Raw genomic sequence first — 21,101 nt, 5'->3', positions numbered from 1 at the left:
GGCGCCTGACAACAACAACGAGACCGACTCATGCAGCAATCTCCTCAAGCGGCCAATGCCTGGCGCGTGCTCTTCCTGCTGTTCCTGGCCAACCTGTTCAACTTCTTCGACCGCACCATCCCGGCCATCATCATCGAGCCGGTGCGCCACGAATGGAGCCTGAGCGACTTCCAGCTGGGTCTGATCGGCACGGCCTTCACCCTGGTCTATGCCGTCGCTGGCGTGCCGCTGGGGCGCATGGCCGATACCGGGGCGCGCAGGAAGATCATGGGCTGGGGCCTGGCGGTGTGGAGCGGGCTGACCGCGGTGAACGGCCTGGCCTGGAACTTCTGGAGTTTCCTGCTGGTACGCATGGGCGTCGGTATCGGCGAGGCCAGCTACGCGCCGGCGGCCAACTCGCTGATCGGTGACCTTTTCCCCGCCCACAAGCGCGCCCGTGCCATGGGCATTTTCATGCTCGGCCTGCCCCTGGGGCTGGTGCTGGCCTTCTTCACCATTGGTGCCATGGTCAAGGCCTTCGACAGCTGGCGCGCGCCCTTCTTCATCGCCGCCGTGCCGGGGCTGGTCCTGGCGATCTTCATGTTCTTCATCAAGGAGCCGGCCCGGGGCGCCGCCGAGTCCGTGCAGGTGGCCGCCAGGCCCCTGGACAAGCCGCTGCGCCGGGTGCTGGCGATCCGCACCTTCTGGTGGCTGACCCTGGCGGGCCTGACTTACAACTTCGCCACCTATGCCACCAACTCCTTCATGGTGCCGATGCTCCAGCGCTACTTCCTGATGCCCCTGGAACAGGCGGCCGTCGCCACCGGCATCATCACCGGTCTCACCGGGCTGGTGGGCCTGACCCTGGGCGGCTGGGTGGCCGACAGGGTGCACCAGAAATCCGAGCGTGGCCGGCTGTTGCTGGCGGCGTTCAGCATGGCGGTTGCAGCGGCATGCACCGGTTACGCGCTGCTCGCCGGACGTATCGAGATCGGCCTGTTCGTCGGCGTGTTCAGCCTGGGTTGGCTGTTCGCCTACAACTTCTACACCTGCGTCTATACCGCCATCCAGGACGTGGTGGAGCCGCGCCTGCGGGCCACCGCCATGGCCCTGTTCTTCGCCGGCCTCTACCTGCTGGGCGGCGGCCTCGGCCCGGTGGTGGTGGGATTGCTGTCGGACCACTTCTCCCAGGCGGCGATGGCCGCGGCGGGCGCCAGCCAGATGAACGAGACCTTCAAGGCCGTGGGGCTGCACAATGCCATGTACCTGATCCCGGCGGCGCTGACCCTGACCATGCTGGCGCTGGCCCAGGCCGCGCGCTGCTTCGTGCGCGATGCCTCGAACATGCGCGAGGGGATGGTGGCGGCTGCGGCCTGATCGTTCGCCGAACCTGTAGGGTGGAAATCCCTTCCGGGATTTCCACCATCGGTGTCAGGCCTGTCCTCGCTGGTGGATAGAAAAGCGCTATCCACCCTACCGGGCTTGGCGAATGAATTCGCCCCCACAAGGTCCGTGGACCAGCTGATTACCCCGCGACGAGTACCCGGATCGATTCCAGTCGCAGCGCCGCCTTGTCCAGCAGCAGCAGGCCCTCGTCGCGCTGGTGACGCACGGCTTCCAGCTCGCTGTCGCGCACGTTGGGGTTGACCGCCTGGAGCGCGGTGAGGCGCGCCAGTTCCTCGTCCAGTTCGGCCTTCAGGCGGTGCTGCGCTTCGGCCACGCGCTCGGCATGGCGCGGGGCGATCTTGGCTTCGGCGGCGTTGATCTGCGCGGCGAGCACGTCGCGCTGGGCCTGGACGAACTTGTTGGCGCTACCGCGGGGCACGCTTTCCAGCTGGTCGTTGAGGGTGTCGAAGGCCACCTTGGGCGCCAGGTCGTTGCCGTTGGCGTCCAGCAGGCAACGCAGGGCCTTGGGCGGCAGGAAGCGGCTGAGCTGCAGGGCGCGCGGCGCCACCACTTCGCTCACATAGAGCAGCTCGAGCAGCACGGTGCCGGGCTTGAGCGCCTTGTTCTTGATCAGAGCCACGGCGGTATTGCCCATGGAGCCGGAGAGCACCAGGTCCATGCCGCCCTGCACCATGGGGTGTTCCCAGGTGAGGAATTGCATGTCCTCGCGGGACAGGGCCTGGTTGCGGTCATAGGTGACGGTCACGCCCTCGTCGTCGCCCAGGGGGAAGCCGGCGTCGAGCATCTTCTCGCCGGGCTTGAGCACCAGGGCGTTCTCGGAGTGGTCCTCGCTGTCGATGCCGAAGGCTTCGAACAGCGACTCCATATAGATGGGCAGGGCGAACTGGTCATCCACCTCGAAGATGTCTTCCACCAGGCGCTCGCCTTCACCGGCGCCACCGGAGTTGAGCTCCAGCAGGCGGTCGCGGCCGTTGTGCATCTCGCCTTCCAGGCGCTTGCGCTCGGCCTCGGCTTCTTTCACCAGGGCCTCCCAGGCCTTGTCGTCGCCGTCTTCGAGCAACGGCAGCAGGCGCGGGCCGAACTGCTGCTGGATGGCGTTGCCGGTGGGACAGGTGGCGAGGAAGGCGTTCAGCGCCTGGTGGTACCACTGGAACAGGCGTTCCTGGGGGCTGGTTTCCAGGTAGGGCACATGCAGCTGGATGGTGTGCTTCTGGCCGATCCGGTCGAGGCGGCCGATGCGCTGCTCCAAAAGGTCCGGGTGGGCCGGCAGGTCGAACAGCACCAGGTGGTGGGCGAACTGGAAGTTGCGGCCCTCGGAGCCGATTTCCGAGCAGATCAGCACCTGGGCGCCGAACTCCTCGTCCGCGAAGTAGGCGGCGGCGCGGTCGCGCTCGAGGATGCTCATGCCTTCGTGGAACACGGTGGCGGGGATGCCGGAGCGCACGCGCAGGGCGTCTTCCAGGTCGAGGGCGGTCTCGGCGTGGGCGCAGATCACCAGCACCTTGAACTTCTTCAGCATCTTCAGGGTGTCGATCAGCCACTCGACGCGCGGATCGAAGCGCCACCAGCGCTCGGCTTCGTCGCTGCCGTCCTGCTGGTGCTGGAAGCTGACTTCCGGGTAGAGGTCCGGATGCTCGCCGATGGGCAGCTCCATGTACTCCACCGGGTTGGGCAGCGGATAGGGGTGCAGCTTGCGTTCGGGGAAGCCCTGCACGGCGGCGCGGGTGTTGCGGAACAGCACGCGGCCGGTGCCGTGGCGGTCCAGCAGTTCGCGCACCAGGCGCGGCGAGGCCTCTGAGTCGCCGGCGGCCAGGGCCTGGAGCAGGTTTTCGCCTTCCTCGCCGAGGAAGCCCTTGATGGTGGCCTCGGCCTTGGCGCTCAGGCGGCCCTGGTCGAGCAGCTCCTGCACCGCCTCGGCTACGGGGCGATAGTTGACGCTTTCGGCGCGGAAGGCTTCCAGGTCGTGGAAGCGGCTCGGGTCCAGCAGGCGCAGGCGCGCGAAGTGGCTTTCCAGGCCGAGCTGTTCCGGCGTCGCGGTGAGCAGCAGCACGCCGGGGATGACCTCGGCCAACTGTTCCACCAGGCGGTATTCGGCACTGGCCTGTTCCGGGTGCCAGACCAGGTGGTGGGCTTCGTCCACTACCAAGAGGTCCCAGCCGGCGGCGAAGGCGGCGTCCTGGGCGCGCTCGCTCCCTTTCAGCCATTCCAGGGACACCAGGGCCAGCTGGCTGTCCTCGAAGGGGTTGCTGGCGTCGCTCTCGGCGAAACGCTCGGCGTCGAACAGGGCCACCTGCAGGTTGAAGCGGCGGCGCATTTCCACCAGCCACTGGTGCTGGAGGTTTTCCGGCACCAGGATCAGCACCCGGCTGGCGCGGCCGGAGATCAGCTGGCGGTGGATCACCAGACCCGCTTCGATGGTCTTGCCCAGGCCCACTTCGTCGGCCAGCAGGACGCGCGGCGCAACGCGATCGGCCACTTCACGGGCGATGTGCAACTGGTGGGCGATGGGTTGGGCGCGGGCGCCGGACAGGCCCCAGAGCGGGGATTGCAGCAGGCGCGAGCGGTGTTCCAGGCTGTGGTAGCGCAGGGCGAACCACTTGTGCGGGTCGATCTGCCCGGCGAACAGGCGATCGTTGGCCAGGCGGAACTGGATGAAGTTGTTCAGCTGGGTTTCCGGCAGGGTGCGCGGCTCGTTCTGCGCGGTGATGCCGTGGTAGACCAGCAGGCCGTCGATGTCCTCCACTTCCTGGACATTGAGCTTCCAGCCGTCGAAGTGGGTGATCTCGTCGCCCGGGGCGAAGCGAACGCGGGTGAGCGGCGCATTGCGCAGCGCGTACTGGCGGGTGTCGCCAGTGGCCGGGTAGAGCACGGTGAGCAGGCGGCCATCCGATGTCAGGATGGTTCCGAGCCCCAGCTCCGCTTCGCTGTCACTGATCCAGCGTTGCCCCGGTTGATACTGCTGCGCCATGCGTGTCTCCCTGTGGTGAAAAAAGCCGGCTATGTTAACGGAACCCAGGGCGCAGGGCGACGCCGGCAGCGGGCCATATGTCCGCAAAAGTGTAGCGAGCGCTTATAAAGAAGTGCCTGCGATGGCCGACAGCCTGACCAAAGGAGGGCCATCCCATGTTGCCGCCCATTCCCCAGGGCCTGGTCCCTGTCTCCGCCCAGCAGGATGCGGTCAAACCGCGTCCGGATATCCCGCCGGTCACCCCCCTGCAGGAGAGTGCCCGGGAAAGCGCGATCGGCCTGGACAGGCGCCACCCGCAGGAGACCGAGGAACTGCTCCGTGAAGAGCGGCGGCGGCGTCAGCGTCGTGGTTACACGCCCGAGGAACTGGCGACGGGGGAAGTGGCCGAGGAAGACCAGGCCGAGTTGCGCGAGCTGCCGCGGCAAGGCCTGTGGGTGGATGTGGAAGTCTGAGACGCGCAGAATGGAAGTTCTTCTTGCCTGAGCGGACCCCGGTGGACCTGTTCGACGATATCCCGCTCCAGTTGCCTGACGCCGAATTGCGCTACGAGCCGCACTTCCTCTCCCCGGAGGAGGCCAGTGACTGGCTGGCGCGACTGGTGGCCGAAACGCCCTGGGAGCAGCCCCAGGTCTACCTGCACGGTCGGTATTACCCGGTGCCGCGGTTGGTGGCCTGGTATGGCGACCCCGAGGCGAGCTACCGCTATTCCGGGTTGACCCATGAACCCTTGCCCTGGACGCCGCTGCTGGCAGGAATTCGCGAGCGGGTGCAGGACGCGGTGGGGCAGACGCTCAATGGCGTGCTGCTCAACTATTACCGCGACGGCCAGGACTCCATGGGCTGGCACAGCGACGACGAGCCCGAGCTGGGCCGCAATCCGCTGGTGGCTTCCCTCAATCTGGGTGGCACTCGCCGCTTCGACCTGCGCCGCAAGGGTGCCGCCCGCATCGAACACTCACTGGAACTGGGCCATGGCGCGCTACTGGTCATGAGCGGGCCGACGCAGCATCATTGGCAGCACCAGGTGGCGAAGACGCGTACCCCTTGCGCCCCCCGGCTCAATCTCACCTTCCGCTGGATCCGCTGATGAGCAACGACGAAAACCTGATCGACTTCGGCGCCGAACGCGAAAAACGCATCCACGACGTCCACGAAAAACGCCTGAACGACATGCGCAAGGCCTTCGAGCAGGCCATGCCGCTGACAAAGGGCAAGAAAGGCAAGAAGCCGAAGAAGCGCTGAACCCTCACTCGGCCTTTCCCGGGTGGACCACGCTTCACCGGTCCACCATTGGCGCCGCGCCTTGCCGCGCAAGGTGGAAAGGAAAGCGCTTTCCACCCTACATCCCACGGCCACTCCTACGTATCTCCGCCTCGCTCCCTCCTCCGAAAATTGACCTGGATCAGCATCTCGCGAGCCTTGTCCCGGGCCGCCTACGGCTATTGATCCAGGTCAATTTTTCCTCCCTGCAGCGCGGGTACCTTGAGCCCATCGAAGCAACAACGCCAGACGCAGGAGGCAGATGATGTTTGTCGATACAGTGGTTCTCGCCGGTATAGGCACCGTCGGTCTCATGGTCGCCTTCTTCGCAGGCGTCGGTTACTTCATCTGGAAGGACTCGCACAAACGCAAGCCGCGTTGAGTCATCCGGGTTTACAGGCACGCAAGGCACCTCGGGCGACTTCGGTCGCCCATTTTTTTGTTCCCGCTTTTCTTCCATCGCGGCCCGCGCCAGACTGGCGCCATGCCGATCCAGACCCTCTCCCGCCTCAACGAAATCGACCCGCAGCAATGGGACGCCCTGCTGCCGGACGCCCAACCCTTTCTGCGCCATGTCTTTCTCTCCACCCTGGAAGACAGCGGCAGCGTGGGCGGCCGCAGCGGATGGCACCCGGCGCACCATGTCCTGCGAGGGGAGGGTGGCGAACTGCGCGCTGCGCTGCCCGCCTACCTGAAGAGTCATTCCTACGGCGAGTACGTGTTCGACTGGGCCTGGGCCGATGCCTGCCAGCGCGCCGGCATCCGCTACTATCCCAAGCTGCTGGCGGCAGTGCCCTTCACCCCGGTGGGTGGAGCGCGGTTGCTGGCGGTGGATGACGCGGCGGCCAGCGAACTGCTCGACGCGGTAGTGGCCGATGTGGCCGCTGACGGCCTGTCCGGGCTGCATATCAACTTCACCGATGCCTTCGCTGACCATCACCTGCGCGGCCGCGAGGGTTGGCTGGAGCGCCTGGGTTGCCAGTTCCACTGGCGCAACCACGGCTATCGGGACTTCCAGGACTTTCTCGATGCGCTGAGTTCGCGCAAGCGCAAGCAGATCCGCAAGGAGCGCGAGCAGGTGGCGGGGCAGGGGATCGACTTCCAGTGGCGCGCGGGCCATGAATTGCACGAGGCGGATTGGGATTTCGTCTATGCCTGCTATGCCAATACCTACCGGGTGCGTGGCCAGGCGCCCTACCTCACGCGGACATTCTTCAGCCTGCTGGCCGAGCGGATGCCGGAGTCGATTCGGGTAGTGCTGGCGTTGCAGGCCGGCAGGCCGGTGGCCATGGCTTTTTCACTGCTGGGCGGGGATACCCTGTATGGCAGGTACTGGGGCTGCCTGGCGGAGTTCGACCGGCTGCATTTCGAAACCTGTTTCTACCAGGGCATGGAGCACGCAATCACCGCCGGCCTGCAGCGTTTCGACGCCGGCGCCCAGGGCGAGCACAAGTTGATTCGGGGATTCGAGCCGGTGATCACCCGCTCCTGGCACTGGCTGGCCCATCCGGGCTTGCGAGCCGCGGTGGACGATTTCCTGGTGCAGGAGCGGGGCGGGGTGCTGGCCTACGCCGAGGAGGCGCGTGGCCTGCTGCCATATCGGCGGGATTGATCAGCCGATCTGGTTGTTGTCGGGGGCGACGTCGACTTGGCTGGAAAGGGTAACGTCAGCGGCGGCGAGGTCGACCTGGCTGGCGATGGTGCCGTCAGCGGTGGTGCCGCCCCATTCGAGGAAGCGGAGCTTGCGCACTTCACCCTCGCTGTCTTCGTAGACAAGGGTCACCGGGACTACGCCCGTCTTGTCGGACGTGTCGGTGCGGTGCAGCACCTTCTGGATATCGACTTCCATTCCATAGTGGTAGTCCACGGCCGGCAGGGCGGCACCGTGGTTCTGGTTCTGAATGCCATCCTGGGCGAATACGCTGGGCGCGAGGCTAGAGAGCAGGGCGCTGACAACCGAGGCCATTTTCATAAGGCTTGTATTCCTCTGTTGGGTTTCGCTTACGAGGGACTTCATCTGACCCGCTTAGAACTTTTAGTTCAACCGTCGTCTTCGGCGATTCTGGATTTGAGCGTTTTTTGACCAGTCGCAATCGCCCGTGCTTGAGGCGCTGCGACCGTTTGTCGCGGGGAGTGAATTTTTTTCGTTTCTGGTCTGTCGGGGCGTGGATTTCGCCCCGGTTAAACCGTTTGTCTGGTGAAATCGCCTGGCAGAAGCTGGATAGATCAGCTGTTACTGGCGTGGCTGCCCCACTCGAGGAAGCGGACCTTGTGCAGTTCGCCCTTGCTGTCCTCGTAGACCAGGGTGACCGGCACCACGCCGCTGCGCTGGGAGGCGTCGGTGCGGTACAGGACGCGCTGCACGTCCAGTTCCATGCCGTAGTGGTAGTCGACTGCGGGGATGCCCGCGCCCGGTTCCCGATGGAAATCCTGGGCGAACACGCTGGGGGCGAGGCTGGCGAGTACTGCGCTGACGGCGGATGCGATCTTCATGGGCTGATCCTCTCTGGGGTCCGTTGGCGGTTCCGGGGGGAACCGGATACGGGGCCCATATGACCAGCCGCGGGCGTCCAGCAGAAATCATCGCTCCTTGTAGTGCAGATCAGCCGTGTCGATAGTGGGACTCCGGCCCGCCTCATTCCACGCCGACGAAACCGCCGGTCTGGTGCTGCCAGAGGCGTGCGTAGAGGCCGCTGTGTTCCAGCAGTTCGGCATGGCTGCCGCTTTCCACTACCCGACCCTTGTCCAGCACCACCAGGCGGTCCATGCGGGCAATGGTGGACAGGCGGTGGGCGATGGCGATCACCGTCTTGCCGTGCATCAGGGTTTCCAGGCTTTCCTGGATGGCCGCTTCCACTTCCGAGTCCAGGGCCGAGGTGGCTTCGTCGAGGATCAGGATGGGCGCGTCCTTGAGCAGCACGCGGGCGATGGCGATGCGTTGGCGCTGTCCGCCGGAGAGCTTCACCCCCCGTTCGCCCACATGGGCGTCGAAACCGCGGCGTCCGGCTGAATCGGAAAGCAGCGGTACGAACTCGTCGGCGCGGGCCTTGCGCACCGCCTCGCGCAAATCGGCGTCACTGGCGCCGGGGCGGCCGTAGAGCAGGTTGTCGCGGATGGAGCGGTGCAGCAGCGAGGTGTCCTGGGTGACCATGCCGATCTGCGCGCGCAGGCTTTCCTGGGTCACCTGGGCGATGTCCTGGCCGTCGATGAGGATGCGCCCGCCTTCGAGGTCGTAGAGCCGCAGCAGCAGGTTGACCAGGGTCGACTTGCCGGCGCCCGAAGGCCCCACCAGGCCGATCTTCTCGCCGGGTCGCACGCGCAGGTCGAGGTTCTCGATCACGCCACTGCCCTTGCCGTAGTGGAAGTCGACGTGCTCGAAGCGCACCTCGCCCTGGCGTACCGCCAGAGGCTTGGCATCCGGGCGATCGGTCACCTGGCGCGGCACCGAGATGGTCTGCATGCCGTCCTGCACCTGGCCGATGTTGTCGAAGATGCCGGTGACCACCCACATGATCCAGCCGGACATGTTGATGATGCGGATCACCAGCCCGGTGGCCAGGGCGATGGCGCCGACGCTGATCAGCCCCTGGTTCCACAGCCAGAGGGCCAGGCCGCAGGTGGTGACGATCAGCAGGCCGCCCATGCCGGTGATGGTGGCGTCCATGCTGGTGATCACCCGCGCCATCGCCTGGGTCTTGCGGGTCTGCTCGTCGATGGCTTCGCGGGCGTAGTCCTCTTCCTTGCGGGTGTGGGCGAAGAGCTTGAGGGTGGCGATGTTGGTATAGCCGTCGACGATGCGCCCCATCAGCCGCGAGCGCGCGTCGGAGGATTCCACCGAGCGCTGCTTGACCCGTGGGACGAAGTAGAAGATCGCGCCGATGTAGCCGGCGATCCAGACCAGCAGGGGCAGCATCAGGCGCCAGTCGGCCTCGGCGAACAGCACCAGGGAACTGAGGGCGTAGATCAGCACGTGCCAGAGGGCGTCCACCGCCTGCACCGCCGAGTCGCGCAGGGAGTTGCCGGTCTGCATGATGCGCTGGGCGATACGTCCGGCGAAGTCGTTCTGGAAGAAGCCCAGGCTCTGCTTGAGCACATAGCGGTGGCTCTGCCAGCGGATCAGGTTGGTCAGGCTGGGGTTGATGGCCTGGTGCACCAGCAGGTCGTGCAGGCTGTTGAACAGCGGCCGCAGGATCAGGGCGACCACGGCCATCCACAGCAGCTCGGGACCGTGCCGGGCGAAGAGTTCGCCGCCGGGAGTGGCCTGCACCAGGTCGACGATGCGGCCGAGGAAGCTGAACAGCGCCACTTCGATCAGGGCCACGATCAGGCCTACCAGCAGCAGGGCGCTGAAGACCGGCCAGACCTGGCGCAGGTAGTGGACGTAGAAACGCAGCACGTTGCGCGGGGGCATCTCGTCTGGCGCCTGGCGGAAGACGTCGATCAGGCGCTCGAAGCGTTGAAAGAGCATGGCGAGTCCATCCGAAGGGGAGCAGTCGGCCCGGGCGTCCTGCCCGGGCCGAGCGGGATCAGAGCCGCTTGGCGGAGAGTATCACCACCGGCTGCAGCGGGACGTTCTGGTACATGCCGCGATTGCCGGTGGGCACGCTGGCGATCTGATCGACCACGTCCATGCCGCGCACCACCTTGCCGAACACGGCGTAGCCGAAGTCGCGGCTGCCGTGGTCGAGGAAGGCGTTGTCCTTGTGGTTGATGAAGAACTGGCTGGTGGCCGAGTCGACTGCCTGGGTGCGGGCCATGGCCAGGGTACCGCGGACATTGCGCAGGCCGTTGTCGGCCTCGTTCTTGATGGGCTCGCTGGTGTCCTTCTGGTTGAGTTCGGCATCGAAGCCGCCGCCCTGGATCATGAAGCCGGGGATGACGCGGTGGAACACGGTGCCGTTGTAGAAGCCGGCGTCCACGTAGTCGAGGAAGTTCTTCACGCTCACCGGCGCCTTATCGGCGTCCAGCTCCACCTCGATTTCCCCGGCGCTGGTGGTCAGCAGCACGTGGGGCTTGTCGGCGGCCAGCAGGTTGACGGAGACCAGCAGGGCGCAGGCGCCCAGGATGAGTTTCTTCAGCATGGGTTTTGGTCCTTGTTGCGTTCCACTTCGTTGATGAAGTCGAGCAGGGTGGCGTTGAAACGTTCGGGTTGGTCCAGCGGCGTGGCGTGGCGGGAGTTTTCGATGACCACCAGGCGGGCATTCGGCATCTCCCGCACGTAGGCCTCCTTCTGGGAGACCGGTGTGTAGTCGCGGTCGGCGGTGATCACCAGGGTCGGGCAGCGGATGCGCTCCAGGCGGTCGCGTACGCCCCAGCCGATGATGGCGTCGAGGGACGCGAGGTAGGCGCGCTTGTCGTTCTGCGGCCAGCGTTCCTCGATCTTGCGTCGCAGCTCTGCCTGTTCGGGGAGCGGGAACAGCAGTTGGCCCAGGGCCCGGGCGATCGTCTCCAGGCTGAGCAGGCGCGAGAGTGTCCAGCGCTTGGCGATCTCGAGGCAGTCCTTCGGCGAACGGGGTTTCACCTCGGGACCGCTGTTGACTATGGTCAGGCTGCGCAGCAGTGCGGGCTGGTCGACGCCCAGCTGGAAACCGATCATGCCGCCCATGCTGATGCCCACCAGATGCACGTCGATCAACCCCAGGTGCTCGATCAGCGCAGCCACGTCCGCGGCGAAGGTGGCGATGCGGTAGCGCTCCCGGGGCTTGTCGGAGCGGCCGTGTCCGCGCATGTCCAGGGCGATGACCCGGTAATGCTCGGCGAGGACGGGAATCTGGTATTCCCAGTCGCGGGTACTGGAACCCAGGCCGTGGATAAGCAGGACCGGCATGCCGTGACCATAGTCCTCGTAGTGCAACTGGCAGCCGTCGTTGTCGAAGTAGGACATGCGCGACCTCCTGTCAGACGCTGGAAACCGGGGCCGCAAAGGGGGCGTCCAGCGGGGCCGAGTCGAAGTTCTTGATCAGCTCGACCAGGATCTGCGACGCCGGGCCGAGGGCCTTGTCCTTGTTGGCGTAGAGATAGAACGAGGGATGACGGCTGCCGCCCTGTTCCAGGGGCAGCGGCTTGAGCTGGCCTTCCTTCAGCTCACGCTCGATCAGGTGGCGCGGCAGCCAGGCGAAGCCCAGGCCGCTGCTGACGAAGTTGGTGGCGGTGGACAGGCTGCCCACCGTCCAGCGCTGTTCGGCGCCCAGCCAGCCGACGTTGCGCGGTTGCGTGCGGCCCGTGTCGCGGATCACCACTTGCAGCTGGCTTTCCAGGTCCTGGAAACTCAGCTGCCGTTGCAGCCGGTGCAGGGGATGGTCGGGGTGCGCGACCGCGATGAATTCCACCGAGCAAAGGCCGGCGCCCAGGTAGCCCTGGATGTCCAGGGTGGTGATGGCCAGGTCCGCCGAGCCCTCCAGCAGTACCTCCTCGACGCCGGAGAGCACCTCTTCGCGCAGGCGTACGCGGCAGCCGCGGCTCTGCGGCATGAAGGCGGAGAGGGCGCGCACCAGGCGGGCGTTGGGGTAGGCCGCGTCCACCACCAGGCGTACCTCGGCTTCCCAGCCCTGTTCCATGTGATGGGCCAGCTCTTCCAGTTGGCTGGCCTGCTTGACCAGTTGCCGCGAGCGGCGCAACAGCACTTCTCCGGCCTCGGTCAGCACCGCCTTGCGGCCTTCGATACGCAATAGCGGGACGCCCAGCTGTTCCTGCATGCGCGCAACCGTGTAGCTGACCGAGGATTGCGAGCGGTGGGTGGCTTCGGCGGCCTGGGCGAAACCGCCGTGGTCCACCACCGCCTGCAGGGTTCGCCACTGGTCCAGGGTTACGCGCGGGGCTTTCATGCTGTGCTGCTCCTCTAGCTGCTTATACCGGCGGATCGCGCGCGCCCATGGCGCTGATTCCGCTTGCGGCGCTCTGTTAAGCTGGCGCCCTCTGCACTGGAGATCGCCCATGAAAAAGCTGTGCTGTGCCTTGTTCGCCCTGCTGCCAACCCTGGCCTTCGCCTACCCCATCGAGGTGGAGAAGCAGTACAACGGCGCGGAGATCGTCTACGACACCACGGACATCGACCACAACCTGGCCGCCATCAATATCCAGAACGTCGGCGGAACCACGGCCGAGTGCAAGGCGGTGTTCGTCAACGGCCCGGAAACCCCCAAGGTGCGCAAGGCCGTCATCGAGAGCGGCAAGAGCGCCTACCTGACCGCCAATTTCCAACGCTCGGTGATCAAGCTGCGGATCAGGCTGACCTGCAATCCCAAGTGACGAACAAGGTGTTGGGCACAGAAATGCAGCCTAGTGCCCCTCCTGCCATAAATCAACTTTCTTGATATTTTTAGGCGGATATTTACGCTTTTTTATCGATTCGTGACTGCCTAATCTGCGCTCCATCGACGCACTCAACCCCCGATGGAGGTAGCCCAAATGTCCCGCGTACTCGTCATCGAAAGCAGCGCCCGCCAGCAAGGTTCCGTTTCCCGCCAGCTCACCCAGGACTTCATCGCCCAGTGGCAGGCTGCCCATCCGGCCGATGAGATCAAGGTTCGCGATCTCGCCGTCGACCAGGTGCCGCACCTCGATGCCGACCTGCTGGGTGGCTGGATGAAGCCCGCCGACCAGCAGAGCGAAAGCGAGAAGGCCGCCCTGCAGCGCTCCAACCTGCTGACCGAGGAACTGCTGGCCGCCGACGTGCTGGTCATGGCCGCCCCCATGTACAACTTCGCCATCCCCAGCACCCTGAAGTCCTGGCTCGACCATGTGCTGCGCGCCGGCGTCACCTTCAAGTACACCGAGACCGGCCCGAAAGGCCTGCTCACCGGCAAGCGCACCATCGTCCTCACCGCGCGCGGCGGCATCTACTCCGGCAGCCCGATGGACCACCAGGAACCCTACCTGCGCCAGGCCATGAGCTTCATCGGCATCCACGACGTGACCTTCGTCCATGCCGAGGGCCTGAACCTGGGCAGCGAGTTCCAGGAAAAAGGCCTGGCCGCGGCCAAGGCCCAACTGGCCCAGGTGGCTTGATCCTCTCGCATCCACTGCTGCTCCTCCTGGTGCGCCATGCGCACCCGTCCAACCCGGCCTGGAAGCAGGCCGGGTTTTTTTGTTTCCGAGTCCGCAAGGGCAGGCCTGCGGCCCGCTTGGCGAATGAATTCGCCCCTACAAGTTTTCCAGTCGCGCACCAGATTTCCGGCTCGGCACAGACAGCGCCCTCTCCCTTCAGGGAGAGGGCGGGGGAGAGGGTGGACAGAACAAGTACGGGGCGTTCGCGAATGAATTCGCTCCTACAACAGAAGAAGGATGCCGTTTTCAACAATGCCGAAGCCGGGTCTGCCCGGATGGTCAGCTTTCCCGATTGATAAGCTTTTCCTCGCGGCAAGGAAGGCGTATGTTCGCCGGCCGCTTTGCGAGGCCCGAAATGATTTCACTCCATTCCCTTTCCCGCGTGCCGAGGCGGCCATGAGGTTGTCCGGTCGTGGCGTCGCGCTGTCGCTGACGGCGTCCGTGCTGTTCGCCCTGATGCCCGGCTACGTGCGCGAACTGGCGCCGCTGGACGGCGTGCAGGTGTTCGCCCAGCGGGTTCTCTGGTCGATTCCCGCGGTGCTGCTCCTGCTGCTGTTCACCCGTCAGTGGCCGGCCTTCGTGGCGGTGCTCGGGCGCCTGCGGCGCGAGCCCCTGCTGCTGGCCGCGCTGCCGCTGTCGGCCCTGCTGATCGGCCTGCAATGGGGGTTGTTCCTCTGGGCACCGCTGCAGGGGCGGATGCTGGAAGTGTCCCTTGGCTACTTCCTGCTGCCCCTGGCGATGGTCGTGGCCGGCCGGGTGTTCTATGCCGAGCGCCTGCGTCCCTTGCAGCTGCTGGCGGTGGGTTGCGCGGTGCTGGGAGTGCTCCATGAACTCTGGCTGACCCGCGCCTTCTCCTGGCTGACCCTGGTCACCGCCCTGGGCTACCCGCCGTACTTCATGCTGCGCCGCTGGATGCGGCTGGATGCCTTGTCCGGCTTCATCCTGGAAATGGCGGTGCTGGCGCCCCTGGCCATCTGGCTGATCATGAGTTTCTCGCCGCCGGGCGCCTTCAGCCAGGCACCGCAGCTCTGGTGGCTGATTCCCGGCCTGGGGCTGCTGGGCACCTTGGCCTTCGCCGCCATGATGGCCTCCAGCCGCCTGCTGCCCATGGGGCTGTTCGGGATCCTCGGCTACGTGGAACCGGTACTGCTGTTCGCGGTGGCGGTGACCTTCCTCGGCGAGGCCTTCGACCCGGCGCAGCTCTGGACCTACCTGCCGATCTGGCTGGCGGTGCTGCTGATCGGCTGGGACAGCGCCGTGCTGTTGCGCAGGCAGGCCCGGAAAGGTTTCTGAGCAGGGCCGTTCAACGGCCCGCCAGGGCCTCCAGCACATGGTCCCGCAGCAGCGGGGCCAGATTCTCCGGATGTGGCTCGCCGGGCTCCAGCCAGGCCAGCTCTTCCAGTTCGGCGGCCACGTCCACCGCGTGGGGCAGGCGGGCGACGAAGATTTCGGCATCGATCCAGGTGTTCGCTTCATTGGCTGCCGGCGCATGGAAGCGGCCCAGGGGCGTCAGGGCCGATGTCTCCAGGCGCAGCCGGAGCTCCTCCCAGAGTTCACGTTGCAGGGCTTGGACCGGGCTTTCGCCGGGCTCGCGCTTGCCGCCGGGCAGCATCAGTGCGTGGGTGCCGCGCTTGCGTACCAGCAGCAGGCGGTCGTGGGGGTCCAGCAGGCAGGCGGCGGCGATATTCAGTGTGGTCATGGCGTCTCGAGCTTGGCGGGCGGGTGCAACTGCACCACGCCGGTGGGGGCAAGGTGCGCAGAGCATATTGCGCGGCAGGTTTTCTGTCGCCCGTTCGCTCGGAAATCGGGCGTTCGGCCGCGACTCCGGGTAACCTATGCAGCTATTTACGCTTTCGACCGAGGTAACCCAGTGTTCTCCCAATTCGCCCTGCACGAACGTCTGCTCAAGGCCGTTGCCGAACTCAAATTCGTCGAGCCGACCCCGGTGCAGGTGGCGGCCATCCCGCCGGCCCTGGAAGGGCGCGACCTGCGGGTGACTGCCCAGACCGGCAGCGGCAAGACCGCCGCCTTCGTCCTGCCGTTGCTCAATCGCCTGATCGGCGAAGCCAAGCCGCGGGTGCGCATCCGTTCGCTGATCCTGCTGCCGACCCGCGAGCTGGCCCAGCAGACCCTGAAGGAAGTCGAGCGCTTCTCCCAGTTCACCTTCATCAAGTCCGGCATCGTCACCGGCGGCGAAGGCTTCAAGGAGCAGGCGGCCATGCTGCGCAAGCTGCCCGACGTGCTGATCGCCACCCCGGGGCGACTGGTGGAGCACCTCGATGCCGGCAACCTCGACCTGCGCGAAGTGGAAGTGCTGGTGCTCGACGAGGCCGACCGCATGCTCGACATGGGCTTCGCCGAGGACATGCAGCGCATCACCGAGCTCTGTGCCAACCGTGAGCAGACCCTGCTGTTCTCCGCCACCACCGGCGGCAACGCCCTGCGCGAAGTGACCGCCAAGGTGCTGCGCGACCCGCTGCACCTGCGCCTGAACAGCGTCGACCAGCTCAACGAGAACACCCGCCAGCAGATCATCACGGCCGACCACCCCGAGCACAAGGAACAGCTGGCGCGCTGGCTGCTGGCCAACGAGACCTACCAGAAGGCGATCATCTTCACCAACACCCGAGCCCAGGCCGACCGTCTCTACGGCCACCTGGTGGCCGGCGGCTACAAGGCCTTCGTGCTCCACGGCGACAAGGACCAGAAGGACCGCAAGCTGGCCATCGAGCGGGTGAAGCAGGGCGGCACCAAGGTGCTGGTGGCCACCGATGTCGCCGCACGCGGCCTGGATATCGAAGGCCTGGACCTGGTGATCAACTTCGACATGCCGCGCTCCGGCGACGAGTACGTACACCGTGTCGGCCGCACCGGCCGTGCCGGCGGCGAGGGCCTGGCGATCTCGCTGATCTGCCATAACGACTGGAACCTGATGTCGAGCGTCGAGCGCTACCTCAAGCAGAGCTTCGAGCGCCGCGTCATCAAGGAACTCAAGGGCACCTACAGCGGCCCGAAGAAGGTCAAGGCGTCCGGCAAGGCCGCCGGCACCAAGAAGAAAAAGACCGAGAAGAAGGGCGACAAGAAGGCTCCCGCCAAGGCCGCCGCGCCCAAGCGCAAGCCGAGCAAGCCGCGCGAGGAGTCCCGCGTGGTCAGCGGCGATGGCATGGCGCCGCTCAAGCGCAAGAAGCCGGCGGCGGAGTAAGTCTTGTCACTGGAACTCGCCTGGCCCGTCCAGGCGCTGTTGCTGGTCTACCTGCTGATGAGCCTGTTGTGCTTCGTCGCCTACTGGCGTGACAAGCGCCTGGCCGTCGTTGGCCAGCGGCGGATTCCCGAGGCCCGCCTGCACCTGCTGGAACTCTTCGGTGGCTGGCCGGGCGGCCTGCTGGCCCAGCGGCTGATCCGCCACAAGAACCGCAAGCCGGCCTACCAGGTGAAGTTCTGGCTGATCGTGGCGATGCACCTGGGAGCGCTGGGGTATTGGCTGCTGGGATGAGCCGGGGTGGACCTGCGGTCCACTTGGCGAATGAATTCGCCCCTACAGGAAACGCACCACGGCCTAGCCTGCTAGCTGGAGTAGGGCTGTAGGAGCGAGCTCTGCTCGCGAATCCAGGCACCGAGTATTTCGCGAGCAGAGCTCGCTCCTACGAAGGTGTCCTCGTCAACCTTCAGGGCACCAACACTATCTTCCCGTCCCGCTCGCCACCGGCCGCGGCGGCCACGGCTTCCTTGATCCGGCTGATGTCGTAGGTGGCGGCGATGCGCGCCTTGAGCTTGCCGCTGGCGATCAGCTGGATCAGCTCGCCGAACAGCTGCATCTGCTGCTGTGGGGTGGCCTGGCGGAACCAGCGGGCAAGCCAGAAGCCCTTCAGGGTCACGTCGCGGAACACGAAGGAACCGGGGTTGACCTGGCAGGGCTCGCCGCTCATGCGGCCATAGTTCACCAGCACGCCGCCTTCGGCCAGGCTGGCGGCCAGGTGGTCGGTGGCGGCGCCGCCCACGGCGTCGATGCCCAGTTTCACCGGCGCGCCGCCGGTGGCCTCGCGCACACGCCCGGGCAGGTCGGGGCCGTCCACCAGCACCAGATCGCCGCCTTCGGCCTGCACGGCCGCCACTGCCGAATCGCGGCGCACCACATTGATCGTCTTCAGGCCACGGATCTTCGCCAGCTGGATCAGGTAGCTGCCCACGCCCGAGTTGGCGGCGTTCTGGATCACCCAGTCGCCCGGCTGCAGGTCGACGAAGTCGCGCAGCATCAGGTAGGCCGTGGGTGGGTTGACGGTGAGCATCGCCAATTGCTGCGGGTCGGCGCCGGGCAGGGCAATCAACTGCTTCGCGTCGGCGATCAGGTGGGTGCGCCAGGTGCCGCAACCCACCGGCAGCAGCACGGTCTGGCCCGGTTTGAGGTTGGCGACGTCGGCGGCGACTTCCAGCACCTCGCCCACGCCCTCGTTGCCGCCGACGGCGGGCAGCGGCGGCAGCATGCCGTATTCGCCGGTCAGGGTGAGTACATCGGAGGGGTTGATGGGGGCCGCCAGCACCTTCACCAGCGCCTGGCCGGCGGCCACCGGCGGCAACTCGAATTCCACTGCCTCGATCACGTCCTGGGGCACGGGGCCACGGGTCTTGTATTCGGCTTTGAGCATGACGCTTCTCCTGGCGGCTCTGGGGGGAGCCTGAGTCTAGCCGCTGGCGCGCGCGAGGCGCTGAATCCCCCGGCATTTGCGGCGTTGATGGCATGGCGCGATATGGATGCTGGAGGTCGCTCTGGAGCCGGTCCGGGGCGGAACCTTTGCTAGGTTCGGCGGCGAAGCTGGAGCAGGGCTTCCTCCCGTCACATATAAAGGAATAAGAAGAATGAAGATCGCCAAGACACTGATGTCCGCCGTACTCAGCCTGGGCCTGGCCGGCGCCGCCCAGGCCGCCACCGAGCTGAAGCACTGGCCGGAACCCGCAGCCAAGCAGTTGGACGCGCTGATCGCCAAGCACGCCAACCAGGGCAACTTCGCCGTATTCGACATGGACAACACCAGCTACCGCTACGACCTGGAGGAGTCCCTGCTGCCTTTCCTGGAGATGAAGGGCGTGCTCACCCGCGAGAAGCTCGACTCCTCGCTCAAGCTGATCCCCTTCAAGGACGTGAAGGGTCACAAGGAAAGCCTCAACAGCTACTACTACCGGCTCTGCGAGGTGGACGACCTGGTCTGCTACCCCTGGGTCGCCCAGGTGTTCTCCGGCTTCACCCTGCGCGAGCTGAAGGGCTACGTCGACGAGCTGATGGCCTACGGCAAGCCGGTCCCCGCCACCTATTACGAAGGTGACGAGGTGAAAACCATCGAGATCAACCCGCCGAAGGTCTTCAGCGGACAGAAGGAGCTGATGAACAAGCTCAGCGAGAACGGCATCGAGGTCTACATCATGACCGCGGCCCTGGAGGAGCTGGTGCGCATGGTCGCTTCGGACCCGAAGTATGGCTACAACGTGAAGCCGGAGAACGTCATCGGCGTCACCACCCTGCTGAAGGACCGCAAGAGCGGCGCCGTGACCACCAGCCGCAAGCAGATCACCGATGGCCGGTATGACCAGCAGGCCAACCTCGACCTGGAGCTGACCCCCTATCTCTGGACCCCGGCCACCTGGATGTCCGGCAAGCATGCGGCGGTGCTCACCTACATCGATGAATGGAAGAAGCCGATCCTGGTGGCGGGCGATACCCCCATCAGCGACGGCTACATGATGTTCCATGGCACCGATGTCGGCAAAGGCGGCATCAACCTCTGGATCAACCGCAAGGCCAAGTACATGGACCAGATCACCGCCATGCAGAAGAAGAATGCCGAGGCCCAGGCCAGGCAGGGCCTGCCGGTGACGGCGGACAAGAACTGGGTGGTGGTGACGCCCGAACAGATCCAGTAACGCGCGGACCAGTGCTGCAAGCGGCCGCCCCAAGGGCGGCCGCTCTGCTTTGCACTAGAGTGATTCCTGTCGGCCCGATCGGTGAGTCCGGCTGTCTCGGCCGGACAGTGAAGCCGCGCATCCTGGCTGGTACCTTGCGGGCCCTGCTCGGACCCTGTCATGGAGTGATCGATGAAGTACCTGGCGCTTGCCCTCAGCCTGTGCCTGGCCGGCCTGCCATCTGCGGCCCTGGCCTGGTCCAACCACGCCCCGGGCACCGCCCTGGCGCTGGCCGGCCTGCCCCAGGTCAAGGAAGCGCCGCCGGTGGAGGTGGAAACCCTGGAGTCCTTCCTGGAGGAGGAAGGTGTTGCCCTGGAGCAGTTCCTGGACGAGCAGGAGGAGTTCTTCCGCGAAAATCTGCCGGACTATCCGGCCCGGCCTGACGACCTGCGCTGGATTCCCACCCACGGTGGCGACCATCGTCGGGTTTTCCTGATGGCGCTGCGGGTGAACCCCGAGATCAGACTGGCCTACTTCGTCCAGGCCCTGCCGGACATGGACTGGAGTGGCCGGACGCCCCTGGACGCCGCCGACGTGATGGTGTTCCACAAGCTCAGTCCATGGCACGAATGGCGTTTCTATCGGGTCCGGCCCGGCGAGAAGCTGCCGGCGCTGGCGGTGGTGGCCAGCGCCGCCGACGAACCGGATTACGGCCACGACATCAACCTGTTCAGCGACAACCCCGGCGAAGTGGGAAGCCGCTACAACTTCGGCAAGCAGCCCTTCGGCGATGCCCGCTTCGAGTATTCGTCCCAGGCCCCCTTCCATATCGGCTATTACCACGAGGACGAACTCATCTACCGCGCCGCGCCCTATCTGTCGCGGGCCTATCCCGAGGTGCGGGTGTACCAGTTCCTCGGCCTGGCGCGCTTCGCTTTCGAGAGCGGCCATCCCTACTGGGGCTACCGCTTTCTCGGCTGGGGCCTGCACTACATCCAGGACCTGACCCAGCCCTACCACGCCAAGGCCTTGCCGGGGCACGGCACCTCCCGGCTGGTGTGGATCGCACTCAAGGCCTCGGTCGGCATGGACAGCGACAAGCTGGCGGCCATCGAGGAGGTGGCCAGCCGCCATGTCGAAGTGGAGCAATACCAGGCCGACTGGCTGCGCAAGCTGCTGCGGGAAGGGCGCAATGACAGCCCGCTGTTGCGTGCCTACGCCGACAGCCGGGCGGATGACGAGTATCCCCCCTTCGACGGCGAGTCATTGCGCCAGGTGGTATCCCAGGAGGCCTACGATACCGCCGACGACTTCGACGCGCGCATCGCCCACTGGCTGGCTGGTGGCCAGGGGCTGGCGGGTTTCAGCCAGGGCAACCGGCTGGCGCCGCTGCCCGACGACGTCATGCTGGATCAGGCGTTGGTGCGGCTGATCCGGCACTTCGGCAGCCACAGCCGCAACGCCGTACGCGCGACCTTGCCCTAGCCGGGGCCGGGGGCGGAGCATCTGGTCCTGGTCGGCAGCCAGGCTCTGTCCGAGGGCACCCTTG

21 protein-coding genes and 1 pseudogene are annotated in these 21,101 nt (G+C 65.9%); 13 read left to right on the top strand and 9 right to left on the bottom strand.

Annotated elements, in window-relative coordinates; all coding sequences use genetic code 11:
- Positions 1-30: 30 nt before the first annotated feature.
- Positions 31-1,356: a spinster family MFS transporter gene (locus ACFPU0_RS06955; RefSeq protein WP_377692099.1), complete on the top strand. Its 1,326-nt coding sequence runs from the start codon at positions 31-33 to the stop codon at positions 1,354-1,356.
- 148 nt (positions 1,357-1,504) lie between these two features.
- Here the strand turns inward: ACFPU0_RS06955 and rapA are convergent, their stop codons facing one another.
- Positions 1,505-4,354, bottom strand: coding sequence for an RNA polymerase-associated protein RapA (gene rapA, locus ACFPU0_RS06950; RefSeq protein WP_377692097.1), 2,850 nt, complete (start codon positions 4,352-4,354; stop codon positions 1,505-1,507).
- A gap of 155 nt (positions 4,355-4,509) precedes the next feature.
- Between rapA and ACFPU0_RS06945 the strand changes: the two genes are divergently transcribed.
- The 5 genes from ACFPU0_RS06945 to ACFPU0_RS06925 all read left to right on the top strand — a co-directional run bounded on the left by ACFPU0_RS06945 (position 4,510) and on the right by ACFPU0_RS06925 (position 7,226).
- Positions 4,510-4,806 (top strand): aspartate-semialdehyde dehydrogenase, encoded by a 297-nt coding sequence (locus ACFPU0_RS06945; protein WP_377692096.1) that lies wholly within the window; start codon positions 4,510-4,512, stop codon positions 4,804-4,806.
- A 41-nt stretch (positions 4,807-4,847) separates the two neighbouring features.
- On the top strand, positions 4,848-5,441 hold the full coding sequence (locus tag ACFPU0_RS06940) for an alpha-ketoglutarate-dependent dioxygenase AlkB family protein (protein ID WP_377692445.1): 594 nt from the start codon (positions 4,848-4,850) through the stop codon (positions 5,439-5,441).
- The gene (locus ACFPU0_RS06935) at positions 5,441-5,596 is read left to right on the top strand and encodes a hypothetical protein (RefSeq protein ID WP_377692095.1); all 156 of its coding nucleotides are present in this window, start codon (positions 5,441-5,443) and stop codon (positions 5,594-5,596) included. Before ACFPU0_RS06940 ends, ACFPU0_RS06935 begins: the two co-directional genes overlap by 1 nt.
- Before the next feature lie 283 nt (positions 5,597-5,879).
- A complete protein-coding gene (gene ccoM, locus ACFPU0_RS06930; RefSeq protein WP_280359762.1) occupies positions 5,880-5,996 on the top strand; it encodes a cytochrome c oxidase subunit CcoM in 117 nt (38 codons plus the stop codon).
- 102 nt (positions 5,997-6,098) lie between these two features.
- Positions 6,099-7,226, top strand: a complete 1,128-nt coding sequence (locus ACFPU0_RS06925) for a GNAT family N-acetyltransferase (RefSeq protein ID WP_377692094.1) — start codon at positions 6,099-6,101, stop codon at positions 7,224-7,226.
- A gap of 87 nt (positions 7,227-7,313) precedes the next feature.
- Here ACFPU0_RS06925 and ACFPU0_RS06920 read toward each other — a convergent pair.
- The 6 genes and pseudogenes from ACFPU0_RS06920 to ACFPU0_RS06895 form a co-directional block, all read right to left on the bottom strand.
- Positions 7,314-7,586, bottom strand: a pseudogene (locus tag ACFPU0_RS06920) (DUF2790 domain-containing protein); the annotation flags it as partial.
- Positions 7,587-7,840: 254 nt separating this feature from the next.
- Positions 7,841-8,107 (bottom strand): DUF2790 domain-containing protein, encoded by a 267-nt coding sequence (locus ACFPU0_RS06915; protein WP_377692093.1) that lies wholly within the window; start codon positions 8,105-8,107, stop codon positions 7,841-7,843.
- 142 nt (positions 8,108-8,249) lie between these two features.
- The gene (locus tag ACFPU0_RS06910) at positions 8,250-10,082 is read right to left on the bottom strand and encodes an ABC transporter ATP-binding protein (protein WP_377692092.1); all 1,833 of its coding nucleotides are present in this window, start codon (positions 10,080-10,082) and stop codon (positions 8,250-8,252) included.
- A 58-nt stretch (positions 10,083-10,140) separates the two neighbouring features.
- Positions 10,141-10,695 carry a peptidylprolyl isomerase gene (locus tag ACFPU0_RS06905; protein ID WP_377692091.1) on the bottom strand — a complete coding sequence of 185 codons (555 nt, stop codon included), beginning with the start codon at positions 10,693-10,695 and terminating at the stop codon, positions 10,141-10,143.
- Positions 10,689-11,498 (bottom strand): alpha/beta fold hydrolase, encoded by an 810-nt coding sequence (locus tag ACFPU0_RS06900; RefSeq protein ID WP_377692090.1) that lies wholly within the window; start codon positions 11,496-11,498, stop codon positions 10,689-10,691. Before ACFPU0_RS06900 ends, ACFPU0_RS06905 begins: the two co-directional genes overlap by 7 nt.
- A gap of 13 nt (positions 11,499-11,511) precedes the next feature.
- Positions 11,512-12,438, bottom strand: coding sequence for a LysR family transcriptional regulator (locus ACFPU0_RS06895; RefSeq protein WP_377692089.1), 927 nt, complete (start codon positions 12,436-12,438; stop codon positions 11,512-11,514).
- A 109-nt stretch (positions 12,439-12,547) separates the two neighbouring features.
- Here ACFPU0_RS06895 and ACFPU0_RS06890 point away from each other — a divergent pair, with 109 nt between their 5' ends.
- The 3 genes from ACFPU0_RS06890 (at position 12,548) to rarD (ending at position 14,953) form a co-directional block, all read left to right on the top strand.
- Entirely contained in the window at positions 12,548-12,862 is a 315-nt protein-coding gene (locus tag ACFPU0_RS06890) for a 3-phosphoglycerate kinase (protein WP_377692088.1), read from the top strand.
- Between the two features lie 159 nt (positions 12,863-13,021).
- Positions 13,022-13,621, top strand: coding sequence for an FMN-dependent NADH-azoreductase (locus ACFPU0_RS06885; RefSeq protein WP_377692087.1), 600 nt, complete (start codon positions 13,022-13,024; stop codon positions 13,619-13,621).
- Positions 13,622-14,056: 435 nt separating this feature from the next.
- Complete coding sequence (gene rarD / locus ACFPU0_RS06880; protein ID WP_377692085.1) at positions 14,057-14,953, top strand: EamA family transporter RarD; 897 nt, start codon at positions 14,057-14,059, stop codon at positions 14,951-14,953.
- A gap of 10 nt (positions 14,954-14,963) precedes the next feature.
- On the opposite strand, the gene ACFPU0_RS06875 is transcribed toward rarD, so the two are convergent.
- The gene (locus ACFPU0_RS06875; RefSeq protein ID WP_377692084.1) at positions 14,964-15,359 is read right to left on the bottom strand and encodes an NUDIX hydrolase; all 396 of its coding nucleotides are present in this window, start codon (positions 15,357-15,359) and stop codon (positions 14,964-14,966) included.
- A 171-nt stretch (positions 15,360-15,530) separates the two neighbouring features.
- On the opposite strand from ACFPU0_RS06875, the gene ACFPU0_RS06870 reads away from it, so the two are divergent.
- Entirely contained in the window at positions 15,531-16,862 is a 1,332-nt protein-coding gene (locus tag ACFPU0_RS06870) for a DEAD/DEAH box helicase (RefSeq protein WP_377692083.1), read from the top strand.
- Positions 16,863-16,865: 3 nt separating this feature from the next.
- Positions 16,866-17,153 carry a DUF1294 domain-containing protein gene (locus ACFPU0_RS06865; RefSeq protein WP_377692082.1) on the top strand — a complete coding sequence of 96 codons (288 nt, stop codon included), beginning with the start codon at positions 16,866-16,868 and terminating at the stop codon, positions 17,151-17,153.
- Positions 17,154-17,325: 172 nt separating this feature from the next.
- Here ACFPU0_RS06865 and ACFPU0_RS06860 read toward each other — a convergent pair whose 3' ends face one another.
- Entirely contained in the window at positions 17,326-18,303 is a 978-nt protein-coding gene (locus ACFPU0_RS06860; protein WP_377692081.1) for a zinc-dependent alcohol dehydrogenase family protein, read from the bottom strand.
- 232 nt (positions 18,304-18,535) lie between these two features.
- On the opposite strand from ACFPU0_RS06860, the gene ACFPU0_RS06855 reads away from it, so the two are divergent.
- Positions 18,536-19,573, top strand: a complete 1,038-nt coding sequence (locus tag ACFPU0_RS06855) for a haloacid dehalogenase-like hydrolase (RefSeq protein WP_377692444.1) — start codon at positions 18,536-18,538, stop codon at positions 19,571-19,573.
- Between the two features lie 171 nt (positions 19,574-19,744).
- On the top strand, positions 19,745-21,037 hold the full coding sequence (locus tag ACFPU0_RS06850) for a phospholipase (RefSeq protein WP_377692080.1): 1,293 nt from the start codon (positions 19,745-19,747) through the stop codon (positions 21,035-21,037).
- Positions 21,038-21,101: the final 64 nt, after the last annotated feature.

The organism is Pseudomonas sp. GCM10022186 (assembly GCF_042656385.1).
Lineage (GTDB): Bacteria > Pseudomonadota > Gammaproteobacteria > Pseudomonadales > Pseudomonadaceae > Metapseudomonas.
The sequence above is the reverse complement of the archived record's forward strand: the minus strand, read 5'-3'. Positions and strand labels throughout refer to the sequence as shown.